Raw genomic sequence first — 14,764 nt, 5'->3', positions numbered from 1 at the left:
ACATGGCTCTGTTGAAACCCTCAGCAGTTGATACGAACTGCGTGCTGAATACAGAGCACATATCTTACAAAGCAACCTCGCCAGGGTAGTTTACTATCCCTGATGAGGCAATGAGGCGGTAACATGGCTTTCGTGGACGGGTTGTGAAGTTCCTGTCACGTATGGCATGTCGCAAACGTGGATGTTACCCACTCCCAGCGCCCGCCAACCCCGACCGCCTCAACTACATGTACACGTTCGGAGTCAAAAATGCTCTGTTATTAATGCTAATGGGATTATTACCTCCTTAATTTTATTTAATATGGATCAAATCCTGTCTATTTTGAATACGAACCGGCCGATGTTCTCTCTGTATCGGTCACGTAGCGACTATCGGACACTAAGTGGTTCCAAACAGCATTGCTGCATACACAGCGCTCCTCTCGCACGAACGGGATCGCGGATGTCATGCGACACCCGAACTACGGGCGCTCTCGTCCGTGGCCGAACGTCCGTCAGACGACGAATTCGGGGAGGCTGGCACGCTCCTTGGATTCGTTCGGACAGAGCGTACTCCACGGTCCATCTCTACCAGTCGGTACAAATCAGGAGTCGTCGGGACAGTAACCGATAATCCGAAGCGCTTCGATCGACCGTAACAGCTGTCCCGAACACGTCGGTTATTCACCGCTCGAATCGGAACCGTAGTCGGGTGGGTTGTGAAGGGTGATCCAGTGGTCGGTGTACCGAGCCTCGTGTTCCTTTGCCTGTTTGTGAGCGATCACACAATCCTCCAGCCATCGATCAAGATCACACTCGTTACAGCGGATCCTACATGGCATATAATGACATATACCGCGACGGTTATCATCCTGACGGTCCTCGGGCCGGTAACCGACGGCCGTAGTTATTCGTCGGGCCACCCGGGACCGATATCATGGTGTGTCGAGCGACTGCATCGAGGAATTTGAACCGCGTACCATGCTGAGCCCCTTGTGCGAGGTGCAACCTCTGTATCTCGGACGCTGTGTCTATCAATTGCAGAGGGTTTCAACAGCGCCGTCACGCTCACTCCAGAAAGGGAACAGCACCCGATGACACCCGACATGTATCCCCGGGCGAGTGGATCACCAGGGACCCGCCGCGACCCGTCGTTACTTGTCCAATTGATCCCACGCGTCATCGAGTCGCTGTTTGAATTCTTCTTTATCCATCTCCTCAGAGAATGGAATGCGGACGCTTCCAATCTCGATGTACCGCACCCCTGAAGTATGCTTCAGATAGTCGTACAGAAGGTTCGCAAGTGCGCCGAGTGTGATCGTCGTGCCCGTGGTGAACGCCATCTCAACAACATCACCAAACACAGGCGACAGCGACGGCGTCGGGCAGTAGCGATCCGTCCGAACCTCTCGGATGTGCGGATCGTCGGCTAACTCGGTGGTTAGCTCAGAGGTTTCAACTCTGGCTTGGGCACTCGGACTCTGATCAGCCGACTCGAACCGGACTCGGTCAACGCGAAAATACAGGCTGAGCTCAAGATCGGTCGTCTCCACCGTGCGAGTGTCGGGGTCGCGGTCACGACCGAACCGGCGACGCAGCGCCCTGCGGACCGACCCGATCCACTCGGGAAGCCCCATACAGAATACAATACAGTTGATAATTTACGTGTTTGGGGGCTCTGGAGCGTTATTGCAGCAGGTAGCGGACGCGTTGCGGCCGAGCGATGGAGCAAGGACGCCAGCAACGAACTGAAGCATGCCAGCGAGCGGCCCGCACCCAGCATGACCATCCAACGAGCGACTTCACCGACTTGGATACGGATGCACCGGCGTGGGAGTCGCAGTGGGGCTGCTGCGAGGCTCCATCTCTGGTTTTCCCACCACTCGTTTCGGGAATTGGAGACGAGAAGAGTACTCGAGTGGGACAGAGACGAACACGTCGTCACGAAAGGCAGAAATTTCGATACGAAGCGGGGCGAAGTCCCGCAAGAAGATACTGCAGATCGGTCACACACTCCTCTATAGAACGGGTCAGGCCGCCTCAGGCATACCGTGGCACGTACGCGCAATGTCTGCAGCATCCGCTCTCGTCGAGGCGATTCGACCTCACAGTATAGCAAGACTGAAGCCAGCTTATCGAAGCTGGAGCGATAACGATCACACCTCCCTGCTTCTGGATCTTTTCCACTCCAACTGATCTGCAGGTTCGCTACTGAGATGGCGACGGCAGTAGCGCCGTCATCAGGCTGCGTGTCACCGCCAGGGCGGGGTGGTGTGCACCTACGTTGTAACACGGTAGGGACGAATTGCCGCCCTTGGATGGGCGGCACCATGCAACGTGTTGACGCGGAGGGGGATGGCAGCCCCTGCCAGTCTCGGGGAGGACAGCAGGGGCACTCAACAGTAGCCTGCACCCCGAAAAATCGATTCCGGAAGCTGTAACGCGCGTTGCAGTCTCGTTCACTGCCAATGTGGACTCGATTGTGTTGCATCGGTCGTCGCCGGCGCCGACTGCGACTGCACTCCGAGTTGACTCTCCTTGTGAGCTCGTTGCGACAGCGAACGCCAACCACAGAAAAAACACAGTGGGCGCCGTGACCGCTCGTTGTAGCACGTAGCCCTTCGAGAGGCCGATATAAGATGACGTGTTACACTCGACACACGTTACGTGAGCAACACGGTATTGCCCATTCCGCGGCGCTTGCGTTCGACGAGATCTTTGGCCTCCAGACTGTCGAGCGTGCGGCTGACAGTCGCTTTCGAGAGATCTGTCTGGTCGACGATCTCGCTCTGTGGAAGGACGCCGTCAGCTTCGAGTACCGTCTGATAGACCAGTTCCTCGTTGCTCGTAAGCCGTTCTGAGATGGTGGCCCACTCCTGCCGGCGGGCCTGCAGTAGCTCGTTGCTGGACTCGCCGGTGGGCTGCTGTGCATCCGAGTCCAGACGCTCAATATCCACTGCGATTGCCGACATTGAATCTGCTCTATCGAGGAGGACCGTCGCGCTCGCTCCGGCGGAACATGCTGACACGGCAATGACGACCACATCGTGAAACGTGAACTGCCAGCCAAAGGTCCCAACTCGCGTACTCTCGTCGGCGACCACGACGATAGCTGGCGTGGCGCTCATGAACTGGGCGACGAGGACCGCCATGGCAGTGACGAGAATCCCGGCAGCGAGTAGCTCAAAGCGTGGGCGGGAGCGTCGCTGTGTCATGGCTTATCACCGAGATGCATGTCGTACAACCAGTGTCTCAGACGCCCTCGGAGGTCAGTCGGGGCGACAGCGCGGAGGGATGGCACCCACGTCCGAGTACGGATATGAGTCCGATGGAGGAGCGAACAGCCGCCTTTCATCGGCCGCTCCTATCGAGTCGAACGAGCGATTCCACGGTCTCGGTACGAAGATTGACCACGGCACTGTACTGGACACCAGACGCGTGTGGTGTCACGACGACGAGTACGCGATCGTCGCTCCACCGTGATTCACGCCGTGCAAAGACGATCGTATCGTCGTGCTGTCGGACAGTGAAGGCGGACGCGTTGGCGGTAAGCGCCGTCTGCAGCGACGTGTTCGGTGTGGCTCCGATGGCCGCTGCGCGGTCGCTGGAGAGACGGGCTGGGATCCGACGGACAGCATACGCGGCACTGCTTGGCGCTGGGATGTCACTGCCGACGGTCTGTGCGGACGTGACAGCCTGCTGTGCACGCAGGCGTGTCTGCGTATCCACTGGTGGAGGCCCACGGGTGACCGTTTGGATCGCATAATAGCGGTCTTGATGGCTGATCTCGATGCGAGTGACTGTGCGTACGTCTTCGACCAGTACGTGTTGCTGGCTCCCATCGGTCGTAGCGACGAGGGCACCGTCCTTGATTGTGAATTCGTGGGGGTCGCTGGTGACGATATCGGCAGCGCTGCCAAACACCGCAAGACTACTGCCGAGGACGACCAGCGAGAGGACCAGTGCCAGTCGGGATGGGGGGACCAAGGGCATAGTTCGTTCTCGACACATCGACAGTATGTATCTGATGATTTTCAGTATTTTCAGCGGCTGAAACGCGTTTCAGGCGCGTTTCAGTCGTGTTTCATAGCCGTTTCCAACGGTGATTTACAAGGACTTTCCTGCAAGCCACGAGTGCAGCAGTCGGCCGGCTGCCCACAATCGACTGCGATCCGGCTCCACGGTGCTCGTGGCCGCCCGTTGGTCCCCGCCCGGCTGTTGCTGGAGCAACCGATGAGACAACACACTCGATATGATGGGAGCAAGAACCATGCAACGTGACTACAGACTCGCACTGTACGCCCTCGGCATCTCGGCTGTCCTGCTTGTAGCCAGTGGCGTCGTCGTCATCGCAGGTGCCAGTCTACCCTCCGATCCGATAGCCAGCCCCGCTGACGGAACCAACACGACACAACTAGAGGCAGATCAGCAGTTCAACGTGACACAGACCCGGACTGACCAGGGCAAGTACACCCTGCAGCAAGCCCAGCGCACCTGTAGTGGTGCCCTCCGCCTCAACAGTTCGGCGCGCAACAGCACCACCCATCGGGTCGGAAACGTGACTGTCACGTTGGTCACCCATCATGATGGAGCGGTGATCGAGGAGATCGGACGCCAGCGGCTTGCCGAACTCGTCGTTACAAAGGTGGGTACTCGTGCCGGCCTCAGTGAGTACCGCCAGCTTGAGATACAAATCAATCAGTACTACGAATCCACAGCCCGCGACAAACCGCTGGATATCGCGGGGATTCGCGTTCGACCGGCTGACGATTGCCTCCCATTAGTTCGGGGGACGGTAAACCACACTAACGAGTCGGTGACGGTCCAGACAGTCCGTCCGGATGTCCAGGCGGTAAGCCTGAACTACACCGACGATATGGGAGTACTGGACCAGGCCGACCGGGAGCTGATCGAGCGTCTCGTCGTGTCCGACAAGCAGACGAGCTATAACGTTCGGGCGCACCTCGACGCCACGGAGTTGGATGCAACGGTCACGGAGGCAACCACTGACGGCCACGTCGACATCAAACTCCAGCGCCCCGACGGGAACGGAAGTACAGTTATGCTGACCGTCGATCTCAGCGCGGAGACCGTCGTGCACTCGTGGGTCGAACTACAGATCGATGACTCGAATATTGAGATGGTTGACGAAGACAGCTCAGCTGGGGCCGACAACACGACCGCCCAGACGAAGAACATCACCATCAACCTCAACGAGTCGAACAGGACAGTGGTAAACGACACCAGCGGCTGACCCCGCTATCGGCTATCGGCCGGAGGGAGGCTACGCCACGTCCTCATGCCGATTGCGGGGTGACTGGTTTCCATACGTTAGCCTCACGCACAGAGCCAGCAGCCGATCAACCGCGACGAGTCGTCACCAACGCAAATTATTAGCCAATACTGTCATATTTGTAAGTAGTCTGTATGGTACCAAACCACACATCGGATAACCGTCCGCCGGGGGTGCCCGCCGTGAGCCGTCGTACGGCACTGTCGATGATCGCAGGGGCCGGAGTGGCTGGGGCCACCTCACAGCGGGGTAACGCCCAATCCGCGACCACGTCAAACGACATTGGAACGGCGTGGTATCGGCCATTGAATGGCTCACCAACATGGCCAGTCGCGCATGATGGGGTCGCGTACGTCGCCGACTCAGATGGGAACATCTTCGGCTATGACGCCAGCTCCGGCGAGTCACAATTCAAGCAGAGCGTGGATGGGAGTATTACAGCCTACGGGCTCACTGTGGCGGATTCGATCCTCGCTGTCACGCTACAATCTGGGAGTGTCCGGTTTTTCGATCTGGCAACACAGGAGCCAGTCGGCCGATTTCCCATTGGCGCACAGCCCGCTGGAATGACCAGCTTTGGCCAGTATCTCTACGTCGTCGATACGAATGCGACACTGAAAAAATTCGATGCCAGCGGCCCGGAACCACTCTGGCAAGAGGATCTCGGCTACGGTCGGGCTCGGAACCCACAAACGCCGCTCGCAGGCGAGAATGGACTTGTGATCACACAGAGTGGTGGCCGGTTGCTTTTTGTTGATCCGACCGACGGCACCGTCCTCGAAGAGATAACCCAAACTGCGGTCTACCAAGGGGCGTTTGGACAGTGGACCGGGACGATTAGTAATAATAGCACTGCCTGTGTCGTTGAGCGGAATTCTAATGCGGCCTATATTTTTGATTTGCAGGCTGGCACCACGCGACAACTCCAGTACACTGGCTCCGGTATCAGCTCCTGTGGTCCCGCAGCAGGGCTGTTCTTCATCGGTGATTCGGAGGGCATCAATGCGATGCGAGAGACGACTGGTGAGATCGAGTGGCAACTGAACTTTGAGGCGACAAAGCTCTCCTTCGACGTGTTTGGCACGGAGTTGGTCGTAATCGGTCGTGACAGTGGCGACGGGTACATTCGATCCAGAGACATCGAAACGCAAGCTTTCGAGTGGGAGGTCCCGCTCAGCGAGCCGGAGAACCTGCTTAGTGGCGGGGTCGGCGGCTACAGTTTCACGAAGCCGATTCAGGTTGGCGACCACTACATTGTGGGCGGGAGCTCAAATGACGGCAATTGGATCGCTTCATTCGGCCCCCAACAGGCCGAGTCTTCGATATCGAACGAATCGTCCGACTCGTCGGCGGGATCTGGGGGGACTGAGCAGCCGGGAACTGCGGATCCGTCCCTCCCAAAGAACCAAAACTCGACCCCGACCCCTGGTACTGGATCCGGTCCGCTGACCTGGCTGTTCAATTTAACTCCCTGGTCAAAATTGGGCACGATCGCATCAAGACTGGGATCGATTATCTTAGTCTGGTATCATGTGTTCCGCGACGAAGAGTAGGCGTGACGCGGTAGGGAGAGTCAAAAAATCGATTAGAGCGACAGAACGGATGGGGAAGAACTCAAAAGGGCAGAGCCGATCGAGCACCTCAGAGGGACAGGATGTGATTGTGGTCGATTATAATCCCGTGGGGAGACACCCGGGACCCGGATTATCAGTTACTTCGCAGAGTAGGAACTGCCCCTCACTAAGCCCATACACAATACACTACAGTTGATAATTTACGCGTTTGGGGAGGGTGTCATAGAAGAGTTCACACACCGACGGTTTCGAGTCCGAGCTATCGGTAGAGACAGACGATAGAACTAATCTTCCAACATATCATTTCGAGATATGGCTGAAATAGTGCTGGCGAAGCAAAAAATAGAGAAGGGGAAGACGGAGCGGCTCAGGGAATGGATGGAGGAAATCACCGAGAGAGAAGCAGAGGCGGTTGAAACACTCAAGAGCGAGGGAATGCATTCGGAGACTGCGTTTATCGAACATACGGAGGAGAGCGACTTTTTGATTTACTATATGAAAGCGGACAGCATCGAACAGGTGTATGAATCGTTCGAGGACTCATCGCACGACATCGATCAAGAACACAAGCAGGTACTGTCTGATGTGCTCGAAAGCGGAGAAAATGTCGGTGACTACGAACTGCTCTATCACTTGGAAAATCCCGAGTCTTCGTAGGTGGACGGTACGTTCGTATACTCACGTATCGGCTAATTCACAGGGGATTTGAGTGGAAACAACATCTTGTGAATCCTTCTATGACACCCTCGTTTGGGGCCTAGAGCGTTATTGCAGTAGGCAGCGGGCGCTTTGGAGGCGATCAGCCAGTCGTGCCGACGTTCCTGTTGTGAGGGGCAGCAGTAACGCGTTCAAATATTCTGCTCTGTTGAAGAGCGATCTATTCAGCCGATATCACGGGTTTAGAAGGATGAAGACGAGGAATTCGATTCTTGCCTATGGAAGTCGACCTCCTCGACTTCGTTGAGCAGTGTCGTGACCTAGCTAAACAAGCGTTGGGGAAGCACGCGGGCGAGCCCGCCAGCGGCGGGTTCGCCCGCTGGGTCCACGTTGTTCTGCACTGCTTTCGGCTCGAAGAAGGCCACAGCTACCGTGAAACGCCGAATCGGTTGAAGTACTTGACTGAGGTTCGTGACGCCCTCGGCCTAGATCGGGACGACCTGCCGGATTACAGCACGATCTACAAATCTTTTGACCGGCTGAAAATGTGGGTCTGGCGGGCGCTGCTGCGCGTTTCTGCGCAGCAGCACCCGCAGTCTGGTCACGCCGCTCTCGACAGCACGTTCTTCGACCGTCGTCGTGCTTCCTCGTACTTCCGCCAGCGATCGGGAAGCACCGTACAGACGCTGAAAGTGACGACATTAACTGATGTGGAATCGCTTGCGGTTCTTGACGTTCACATCACAGCACGGTGGAAGCACGATACGAAGACCGGACCGCCGGTCGTCCGCCGAAACGCGGACGACCTGCAGTCCGTCGCTGCCGACAACGGCTTCCAAGACTGGCACACCGAGTACGAGATCGCCGCGTATGACCTTGAGTATCTTGTTCACTATCGTGGATCATCACCGAAATCAGCCCTGAACAACGCGCTCAACCGGGCAAACGGCTACTCTCAGCGCTGGATGGCCGAAACGTCGTACTCAACAGCCAAGCGCTCGCTCGGCGACGCCGTGCGAGCGCTCGGCTGGTATCGCCAGTTTCGTGAAATTGTCCTGATGTTCGCCATCATCAACATAGAATCACTGTGTGAGCCGCTGTAACCGTGGCTCAGCATCTATTCAACAGAGCAGACACTTCAACGACTGAATCTGCCTGGTCTGCTGTGTCTCACTGATACCTTCAGCAGCAGCGTGGTCTATGAACTCCCGGATCACCCGGTAATTTTTTTGAGAAACCTCGTTTTCCAGATTTTGAAGTTCGCGTTCTACATCCACGTATTTTTGAGATGACATATAGTGCTATTCACGTTGCATAGTTTGGAAGAAGAACGGTGACACACGGCTTCTGTTGAATCACTTCACCCCGGATTCAGATGATGCCGATTAAACCGTTGATAGAATGGGAAAGCCGGGCGGAGAATTAACGTTTCTCTGGCGTTTCCTACCGTGCTTTTCACGTCTCCTTCCTTCGTTTGGGTTTTCATCCGAAAATTGGTCTAAAATATTTAAATAATCTGTCCTGATCGCCATCGGAAACACGGAGGCGTTGACGAGCAGAACTTAACCGAACAGTGACTGTAGATACCTCTCAACAGGTCGAATCTGGATGAACGAAGTATTCAACGGGATCTACGTAGGGACAGAATCTAACGCCGGCGACGAGTTGCTTCTACAGAAACACGGTGTCGACACCGTCATCTCTCTAACACACAGCAACCCGGAAACAGGAGACATCACCCGAGTAGATGTCCCGATGGTGGACGGCCCTCAGAACAGCTACCAGTCATTCGCCGAAGCCGTAGAAACAGTTGTTGAGCAACGTGAAAACGGTCGGTGCGTCCTGGTTCACTGTTCGGCTGGATCCTCCCGCAGCCCTTCAGTCGCCGCAGCCGCAATCACACACCTTACAGAAAACAACCTCAACGAAGCATTCAACCAGATAATCGAGCAAAGGCCGGAAACCGATCCACACGACGCACTGGTTCGCCAGGCCGTCAAGATCACTCGTGAGGGAAGTAGTTGAATCAAGAAATCTCCCTTCTACCGGGTGTGGCTGGATACGGAGACGATGCTCGCGGTTCGAACCGAGCACTGGGATACGTTCGATAACGAATCCGAGATCGTCCGTGTCTCCCGGAGCGGAGCGCTCGAAGTGCTGTACGCCGAACCCGGGGTGTTGGCGTTCGGCCCACGCCCCAGGCCCGGGACGGACGAGTTCGCGTTCGTCCACGAATCGAGCGGTTGCAAAGGACTGTATCTCGACGGCCCGGGACGCGACCGAGAGGCGTTGTTCGTCGAAGACGGGGTCGAAGCCGGGGTCCCGGCGTGGGACGCGACAGGCGACCGGGTCGCAACGGCCGTCTCCGCGAACGGAGCGTCACAGTGGTACATCGTCCCGGTCGAGGGCGAACCCGACCAGGCGTCGAGCGGCCCGGCGGCGCGACAGCCGCCCGCGTGGTGGGACGGCGAACTCCTCGGCACGCGTAGCACGCCGACGCGACCGCTGGACGTCCGGAACGTAACGGCCGGAGAGTCGATCCACCGGACGGACGGGGTGGGATTCGAGGAGCGACTCACGGTCCCCGAGAGCGTCCGGTACGAGTCCGTGGACGAGACCGAGATCCAGGCTCACCTCTATCTTCCCGAGGGGATCGAGACGGCAGCGCCCGATTCGATCCCGCTCGTGGTCAGTCCACACGGGGGGCCGACCGCCGTCGACGAACCGGGCTTCGACGTCCGCGCGCAGTATTTCTCCGCGCTCGGCTACGCTGTCGTCAAACCGAACTACCGCGGGTCAGAGGGCTTCGGCCGTGCCTTTCGGGACGGCGACAACCACCGCCGTGGCCGCGGCGACGTCGCAGACGTGGTGACCGCGGTCGAACACCTCGACGGCGAGTACGGACCGATCGACGGCGGTCGGGCCGGCATCGTCGGCGGCAGTGCCGGCGGACAGCTGACGGTGAAGGCACTCGCCGCGTCTGACCGGTTCGCGGCCGGCGCAGCACTCGCAGGCGTGTACGACTACGAGACGTTCGTCGACGACACAGACGAGATCGGCTGGCGCGTCGTCAGGCGTGAACTCGGCCTCCCCGCGCCGGATCTCGCCGAGTTCACCCACGCGAGCCCCATCGAAGACGTGCCGGATATCGACGCACCGCTGCTGTTACTGCACGGCGAGGCAGACGAGCGCGTGCCGATCTCACAGTCCGAGCAGCTCGCTGCCGAACTCGACGCACACGGCAAGCGATACGAACTGCAGCGATACGCCGACGCGGGCCACGGATTCACGCAGCGCGAGACCGTCGTCGACGCGTACACGCGGATTGCAGATCTGTTCGCCAAGTATCTGCGGACCGACCCGGACGATCGGACCAGCCGTCCGCGGCCACCCCAGGACGCCGACAGGTCGAGTTCGCTGAACTGAGGCCGATCACGACGCGATGAAGACTGCTGCGAACGCGAGCGTCAGGAGCGCGACACCGATTGCGAGGAGCGAGAGGACGAGCAGCTGCGCGCCCAGTTCAAGCAGCACGGCGCCGAAGATGACGAGGACGGCGATCACGACCCCGACGAGCAGGAAGTGGATGCCGACGTCGGAGTCCTTCCAGTACTGTTCGGCGGCCACGTCGATGCCGACGCTAGTGATGAAGAAGTGGGTCCCGAGCGGCACCATCGACAGCGCCGCGTAGCCGATGTCGGTCCACCGCACCGGGAGGGTCGTCAAGAGCGCGAACTGCCGGAGCGTCAGCACGGTCTCGAGGTAGAACTGACCGGGGGCCCGGAACAGCGTATCGACGAGTCCGCCCGACGGGGCAGCGGTGAAGGTCACGACGATCGATCCAGCGACGAAGGCCCACAGGAGCAAGTAGATGCCGAAGACGAGGAACGCCATACGGAGCGGCCACGGGGGATGGACAAAAACCCAACGCGGCCGATAGCTCCGGAACGGACAGTTATATGAACGTGTTTAATATTGGTAATAGACGAGAGATGGAATCCGGCGGGGAAGACGGGATCGAGATCGGGAAGATCTCTCCGGACTCCTGGCGGCTCCTCCGGGTCGCCGCCGGGTTCGATCAGCGAAACGTTGAACGGGAGCTCGACGATATTATGCAGGCTCACATCTCGATGCTCGAAAACGACACCCGGAGCCTCTCCCGCGAACGGCTGGAGCAGCTGTTCGACCTGTACCGGACCGAGCTAAGCGACGAGCAGATCCGCGTTCTAGTGGAGTACTTCTGACGATGAGTCGAACACAGTGGGAGATGACCGGCCGGACCGCGCTGTCGCTGATCGTCGCGCTGGTCGCGACCGCGGTGATCGCTGGGGTGCCGACGCCGCCGGGGCTCAGCAGGGCGGGACAGCTGGCGCTTTCGACGATGGCGTTGGCGGCGATCCTGTGGGTCACGAAAGCGCTTCCGCTGGCACTGACGGGGCTCCTCATTCCGGTCGTGCTGACGATATTCGGGATCTACGATCGGATGGAGGCGGCGCTGTCGGGGTTCGCCGATCCGCTCATCTTCCTGTTCATCGCGGGGTTCGTGCTCGCCGAGGCGCTCCAGACACACAATATCGATCGGCGGCTGGCGCTGAATCTCATCAACTGGCTGGGGCGGTCGCCGCGGCTGCTCATCTTAGCGATCATGCTCTCGACGGCGTTCCTCTCGATGTGGGTGTCGAACACTGCGACGACGGCGATGATGACGCCGGTAGCCCTCGGCGTGCTCGCGGGCGTCGTCGGACGCGAAACCGAAGGCAGCGGGACCTCGAATATGCGGGTCGCGACGCTCTTGGGCACCGCTTACGCCGCCAGCGTCGGCGGCGTCGGAACGCTCATCGGAACGCCGCCGAACGTCGTCGCCGTGGCGTTCCTCGACAGACTGGTCGGGATCGAGATCTCGTTCGTCCAGTGGCTCGCGATCGGGCTGCCCATCGTCGCGGTGACGCTGCCGCTGACGTGGTACGCGCTGACGTTCTGGCTGTATCCGCCGGAGATCGACGACGTGAACGACGCCCAATCGCAGGCCGCCGAGCTCGTCGCCGAGGAGGGACCGATGTCGAAGCGGGCCCGCAGGGCGGCGTACATCTTCGCGGCGACCGCCGGGCTGTGGATGCTCGGCGGGCTCGGGTTCCTGTTCGAGGGGCTCCTGCCGACGGCGTGGCAGGTGACACTGTTCGGCGGAGACGGGCCGAACCTCTTCGGACTGAACGGCCACCGGGGAACCCTCTACTTCGTGGTCGTCGGTCTCTTGGCGATCCCCGCACTCGTGCTGAGCGGCGCAGACGACTGGGAGAACCTCATCGACATCGACTGGGGGACGATCCTGCTCTTCGGCGGCGGCATCTCGCTCGCCGACGCGCTGGGCGACACCAATGCTACCGCGTGGCTCGCGCAGTCGGTGTTCGACACCGTCGTCGGCGCGCCGCTGGCGCTCGTGGTGCTCTCCGTCATCGTCTTCGCCGTGCTGGCGACCGAACTCACCTCGAACACGGCGACGACGACGATCCTCGCGCCCATCCTCATCGGCCTCGGGAGCGTCCTCGCGGGGACCCTCGGCGTCGATCCGATACCGGCCTCGGTCTTCCTGACCGTCACGGGCGCGGTCGCCGCGAGTTTCGCGTTCGCGCTCCCCGTGGCGACGCCGCCGAACGCCATCGTCTTCGGAAGCGGGCACCTCGAACAGCGCGATATGATCCGGGCGGGTGTGCTGTTGAACGCGGTGATGACGCTCGTCCTGACGGCGCTCGTCGTACTCCTGTTCAGACTCCTCTGGCCGCACGTCCTCTGGTGATCACCGGGGAGAACGCGAGTCGGTGCGCCGCATAGCGGGCCGACCGCCGATATTGATTGCTATAGATCACTAGCATTTATTACTATGGTATACATTGGCGCCGACAGAGCGTGTATCACTGATACGCGCCGGGGCAGACACTATGGAAGACAGACAGAACCGACGGACGTTCCTCAAGGTGGCAGGAAGCACAGGTGCGATCGGAATTACCGGACTCGCGGGATGTTCCGGCGGCGGCGGCGACGGCGGAGGCGGTGACGACGGCTCGTCGGGCGGCGACTCGACGGACAGTGGCGGCGGGACGACCGGGAGTTCGGACGGCAACCCACAGACCATCACCCTCGGCGGGTCGATGAGCCTGACCGGCGACAACGCCGACCTCGGCCAGCTGTACAAGGACGCATACGAGCTGACGATCCAGCGCATCAACGACAACGGCGGCGTCGAGGCCGGCGACGGCAACACCTACGAACTGGAGATGATTCTCCGGGACGACGGGACCGACGCCTCGACCTCCAAGAGCATCTACCAGGAGCTCATCGACCGCGAGGGCGTCGACTACCTGCTCGGCCCCTACTCCAGTACGGTGACGCTCCCGGCGAGCGCGGTCGCGGCCCAAAACCAGAAGCCGATGGTCGAGGGCGGCGGCGCGAGCCCCGAAATCTTCGCACAGGGCAACGAGTGGATCTTCGGGCTCCTGCCGACGGCCAACAAGTACGCCAAGAGCTACATCGATATGTGCCTCGCGCAGGACTCGACGCCGGAGTCCATCGCCATCCTCGCCGAGGACGGGACGTTCAGCCAGTCCACCGCGGAGGGCGCACGGAACAAGATCGAGAACACCGACCTCGAACTGGTCGTCGACCAGACGTTCCCCTCGGGGACCTCGGACCTCTCGACGAACCTCGGCCGCGTGCGGGACGCCGGCGCCGACATCCTGCTCCTGTGTGCCCACCAGAAGCACAACATCATCCTGGCGAACCAGATGGAGAGCCAGAGCGTCAACGTCGACGCGGCGATGGGAACGGTCGGCAGCCTCAACGAGTCGTTCAAGGATGAGGTCGGCGCGAATGGCGACTATATGTACGGCCCGTCCTCGTGGGCGGTCAACGCCGACTTCGAGGATTCGGTGTACGGGACGACGGGCGACTTCGTCTCGGCCATCGAGGAGAACTACGACTACACGCCGGACTACCACAGCGCGGCCGGCGAAGCCGTGATTATGACGTTCGTCAACGCCTTCGAGAACGTCAGCGAGATCACGCCCACAAACGTCCGGAACCACATCCGGCAGGCGGAGTTCTCGACGGTGTACGGCACCGTCTCCTTCGATGACTCCGGCGTCATCAACAAGAACATGCTCGTCTACCAGTGGCAGCCCGAACCGGGCCTCCAGATCACGTATCCGGACAACGTCGCGCAGTCGGACCCCATCTACCCGATGCCCGACTGGAGTGAGCGCTGAGA

At 59.7% G+C, this 14,764-nt stretch carries 13 protein-coding genes; 9 read left to right on the top strand and 4 right to left on the bottom strand.

Annotated features, from left to right (window positions below; genetic code table 11):
• Nucleotides 1-1,133: 1,133 nt before the first annotated feature.
• The 3 genes from NO364_RS11245 to NO364_RS11235 all read right to left on the bottom strand — a co-directional run bounded on the left by NO364_RS11245 (nt 1,134) and on the right by NO364_RS11235 (nt 3,972).
• On the bottom strand, nt 1,134-1,616 hold the full coding sequence (locus NO364_RS11245; protein WP_157687993.1) for a hypothetical protein: 483 nt from the start codon (nt 1,614-1,616) through the stop codon (nt 1,134-1,136).
• A 1,026-nt stretch (nt 1,617-2,642) separates the two neighbouring features.
• On the bottom strand, nt 2,643-3,131 hold the full coding sequence (locus NO364_RS11240; protein ID WP_199243703.1) for a helix-turn-helix transcriptional regulator: 489 nt from the start codon (nt 3,129-3,131) through the stop codon (nt 2,643-2,645).
• Nucleotides 3,132-3,330: 199 nt separating this feature from the next.
• On the bottom strand, nt 3,331-3,972 hold the full coding sequence (locus NO364_RS11235) for a hypothetical protein (RefSeq protein WP_157687991.1): 642 nt from the start codon (nt 3,970-3,972) through the stop codon (nt 3,331-3,333).
• A gap of 277 nt (nt 3,973-4,249) precedes the next feature.
• Between NO364_RS11235 and NO364_RS11230 the strand changes: the two genes are divergently transcribed.
• The 6 genes from NO364_RS11230 (at nt 4,250) to NO364_RS11205 (ending at nt 10,929) form a co-directional block, all read left to right on the top strand.
• Nucleotides 4,250-5,233 carry a hypothetical protein gene (locus tag NO364_RS11230; protein WP_257627549.1) on the top strand — a complete coding sequence of 328 codons (984 nt, stop codon included), beginning with the start codon at nt 4,250-4,252 and terminating at the stop codon, nt 5,231-5,233.
• 221 nt (nt 5,234-5,454) lie between these two features.
• The gene (locus NO364_RS11225) at nt 5,455-6,825 is read left to right on the top strand and encodes an outer membrane protein assembly factor BamB family protein (protein WP_257627548.1); all 1,371 of its coding nucleotides are present in this window, start codon (nt 5,455-5,457) and stop codon (nt 6,823-6,825) included.
• A gap of 333 nt (nt 6,826-7,158) precedes the next feature.
• The gene (locus NO364_RS11220) at nt 7,159-7,503 is read left to right on the top strand and encodes a DUF6176 family protein (RefSeq protein WP_257627547.1); all 345 of its coding nucleotides are present in this window, start codon (nt 7,159-7,161) and stop codon (nt 7,501-7,503) included.
• A 278-nt stretch (nt 7,504-7,781) separates the two neighbouring features.
• Nucleotides 7,782-8,606 (top strand): IS5 family transposase, encoded by an 825-nt coding sequence (locus NO364_RS11215; RefSeq protein ID WP_257627546.1) that lies wholly within the window; start codon nt 7,782-7,784, stop codon nt 8,604-8,606.
• Nucleotides 8,607-9,111: 505 nt separating this feature from the next.
• A complete protein-coding gene (locus NO364_RS11210; RefSeq protein WP_257627545.1) occupies nt 9,112-9,528 on the top strand; it encodes a dual specificity protein phosphatase family protein in 417 nt (138 codons plus the stop codon).
• A 24-nt stretch (nt 9,529-9,552) separates the two neighbouring features.
• On the top strand, nt 9,553-10,929 hold the full coding sequence (locus NO364_RS11205; RefSeq protein WP_257627544.1) for an alpha/beta hydrolase family protein: 1,377 nt from the start codon (nt 9,553-9,555) through the stop codon (nt 10,927-10,929).
• Between the two features lie 6 nt (nt 10,930-10,935).
• On the opposite strand, the gene NO364_RS11200 is transcribed toward NO364_RS11205, so the two are convergent.
• Nucleotides 10,936-11,397, bottom strand: a complete 462-nt coding sequence (locus NO364_RS11200) for a hypothetical protein (RefSeq protein ID WP_257627543.1) — start codon at nt 11,395-11,397, stop codon at nt 10,936-10,938.
• Between the two features lie 98 nt (nt 11,398-11,495).
• Here NO364_RS11200 and NO364_RS11195 point away from each other — a divergent pair, with 98 nt between their 5' ends.
• From NO364_RS11195 to NO364_RS11185, 3 genes are all read left to right on the top strand, one after another.
• Nucleotides 11,496-11,747, top strand: a complete 252-nt coding sequence (locus tag NO364_RS11195) for a helix-turn-helix domain-containing protein (RefSeq protein WP_257627542.1) — start codon at nt 11,496-11,498, stop codon at nt 11,745-11,747.
• Between the two features lie 2 nt (nt 11,748-11,749).
• Nucleotides 11,750-13,297: an SLC13 family permease gene (locus NO364_RS11190; protein ID WP_257627541.1), complete on the top strand. Its 1,548-nt coding sequence runs from the start codon at nt 11,750-11,752 to the stop codon at nt 13,295-13,297.
• Nucleotides 13,298-13,439: 142 nt separating this feature from the next.
• Nucleotides 13,440-14,762, top strand: coding sequence for an amino acid ABC transporter substrate-binding protein (locus tag NO364_RS11185; RefSeq protein WP_257627540.1), 1,323 nt, complete (start codon nt 13,440-13,442; stop codon nt 14,760-14,762).
• Nucleotides 14,763-14,764: the final 2 nt, after the last annotated feature.

It is taken from the genome of Haloplanus salinarum (genome assembly GCF_024498175.1).
Classification (GTDB): Archaea; Halobacteriota; Halobacteria; order Halobacteriales; family Haloferacaceae; genus Haloplanus; species Haloplanus salinarum.
Note: the sequence above shows the minus strand (reverse complement) of the source record. Positions and strands in the feature narration are given on the sequence as shown.

What these genes read in the sequence shown, in the direction of transcription:
- NO364_RS11230 (WP_257627549.1), top strand. Translation starts at nt 4,250, where the DNA reads ATGCAACGTGACTACAGACTCGCACTGTACGCCCTCGGCATCTCGGCT.
- NO364_RS11245 (WP_157687993.1), bottom strand. Translation starts at nt 1,616, where the DNA reads ATGGGGCTTCCCGAGTGGATCGGGTCGGTCCGCAGGGCGCTGCGTCGC.
- NO364_RS11240 (WP_199243703.1), bottom strand. Translation starts at nt 3,131, where the DNA reads ATGGCGGTCCTCGTCGCCCAGTTCATGAGCGCCACGCCAGCTATCGTC.
- NO364_RS11215 (WP_257627546.1), top strand. Translation starts at nt 7,782, where the DNA reads ATGGAAGTCGACCTCCTCGACTTCGTTGAGCAGTGTCGTGACCTAGCT.
- NO364_RS11200 (WP_257627543.1), bottom strand. Translation starts at nt 11,397, where the DNA reads ATGGCGTTCCTCGTCTTCGGCATCTACTTGCTCCTGTGGGCCTTCGTC.
- NO364_RS11210 (WP_257627545.1), top strand. Translation starts at nt 9,112, where the DNA reads ATGAACGAAGTATTCAACGGGATCTACGTAGGGACAGAATCTAACGCC.
- NO364_RS11185 (WP_257627540.1), top strand. Translation starts at nt 13,440, where the DNA reads ATGGAAGACAGACAGAACCGACGGACGTTCCTCAAGGTGGCAGGAAGC.
- NO364_RS11235 (WP_157687991.1), bottom strand. Translation starts at nt 3,972, where the DNA reads ATGCCCTTGGTCCCCCCATCCCGACTGGCACTGGTCCTCTCGCTGGTC.
- NO364_RS11195 (WP_257627542.1), top strand. Translation starts at nt 11,496, where the DNA reads ATGGAATCCGGCGGGGAAGACGGGATCGAGATCGGGAAGATCTCTCCG.
- NO364_RS11220 (WP_257627547.1), top strand. Translation starts at nt 7,159, where the DNA reads ATGGCTGAAATAGTGCTGGCGAAGCAAAAAATAGAGAAGGGGAAGACG.
- NO364_RS11190 (WP_257627541.1), top strand. Translation starts at nt 11,750, where the DNA reads ATGAGTCGAACACAGTGGGAGATGACCGGCCGGACCGCGCTGTCGCTG.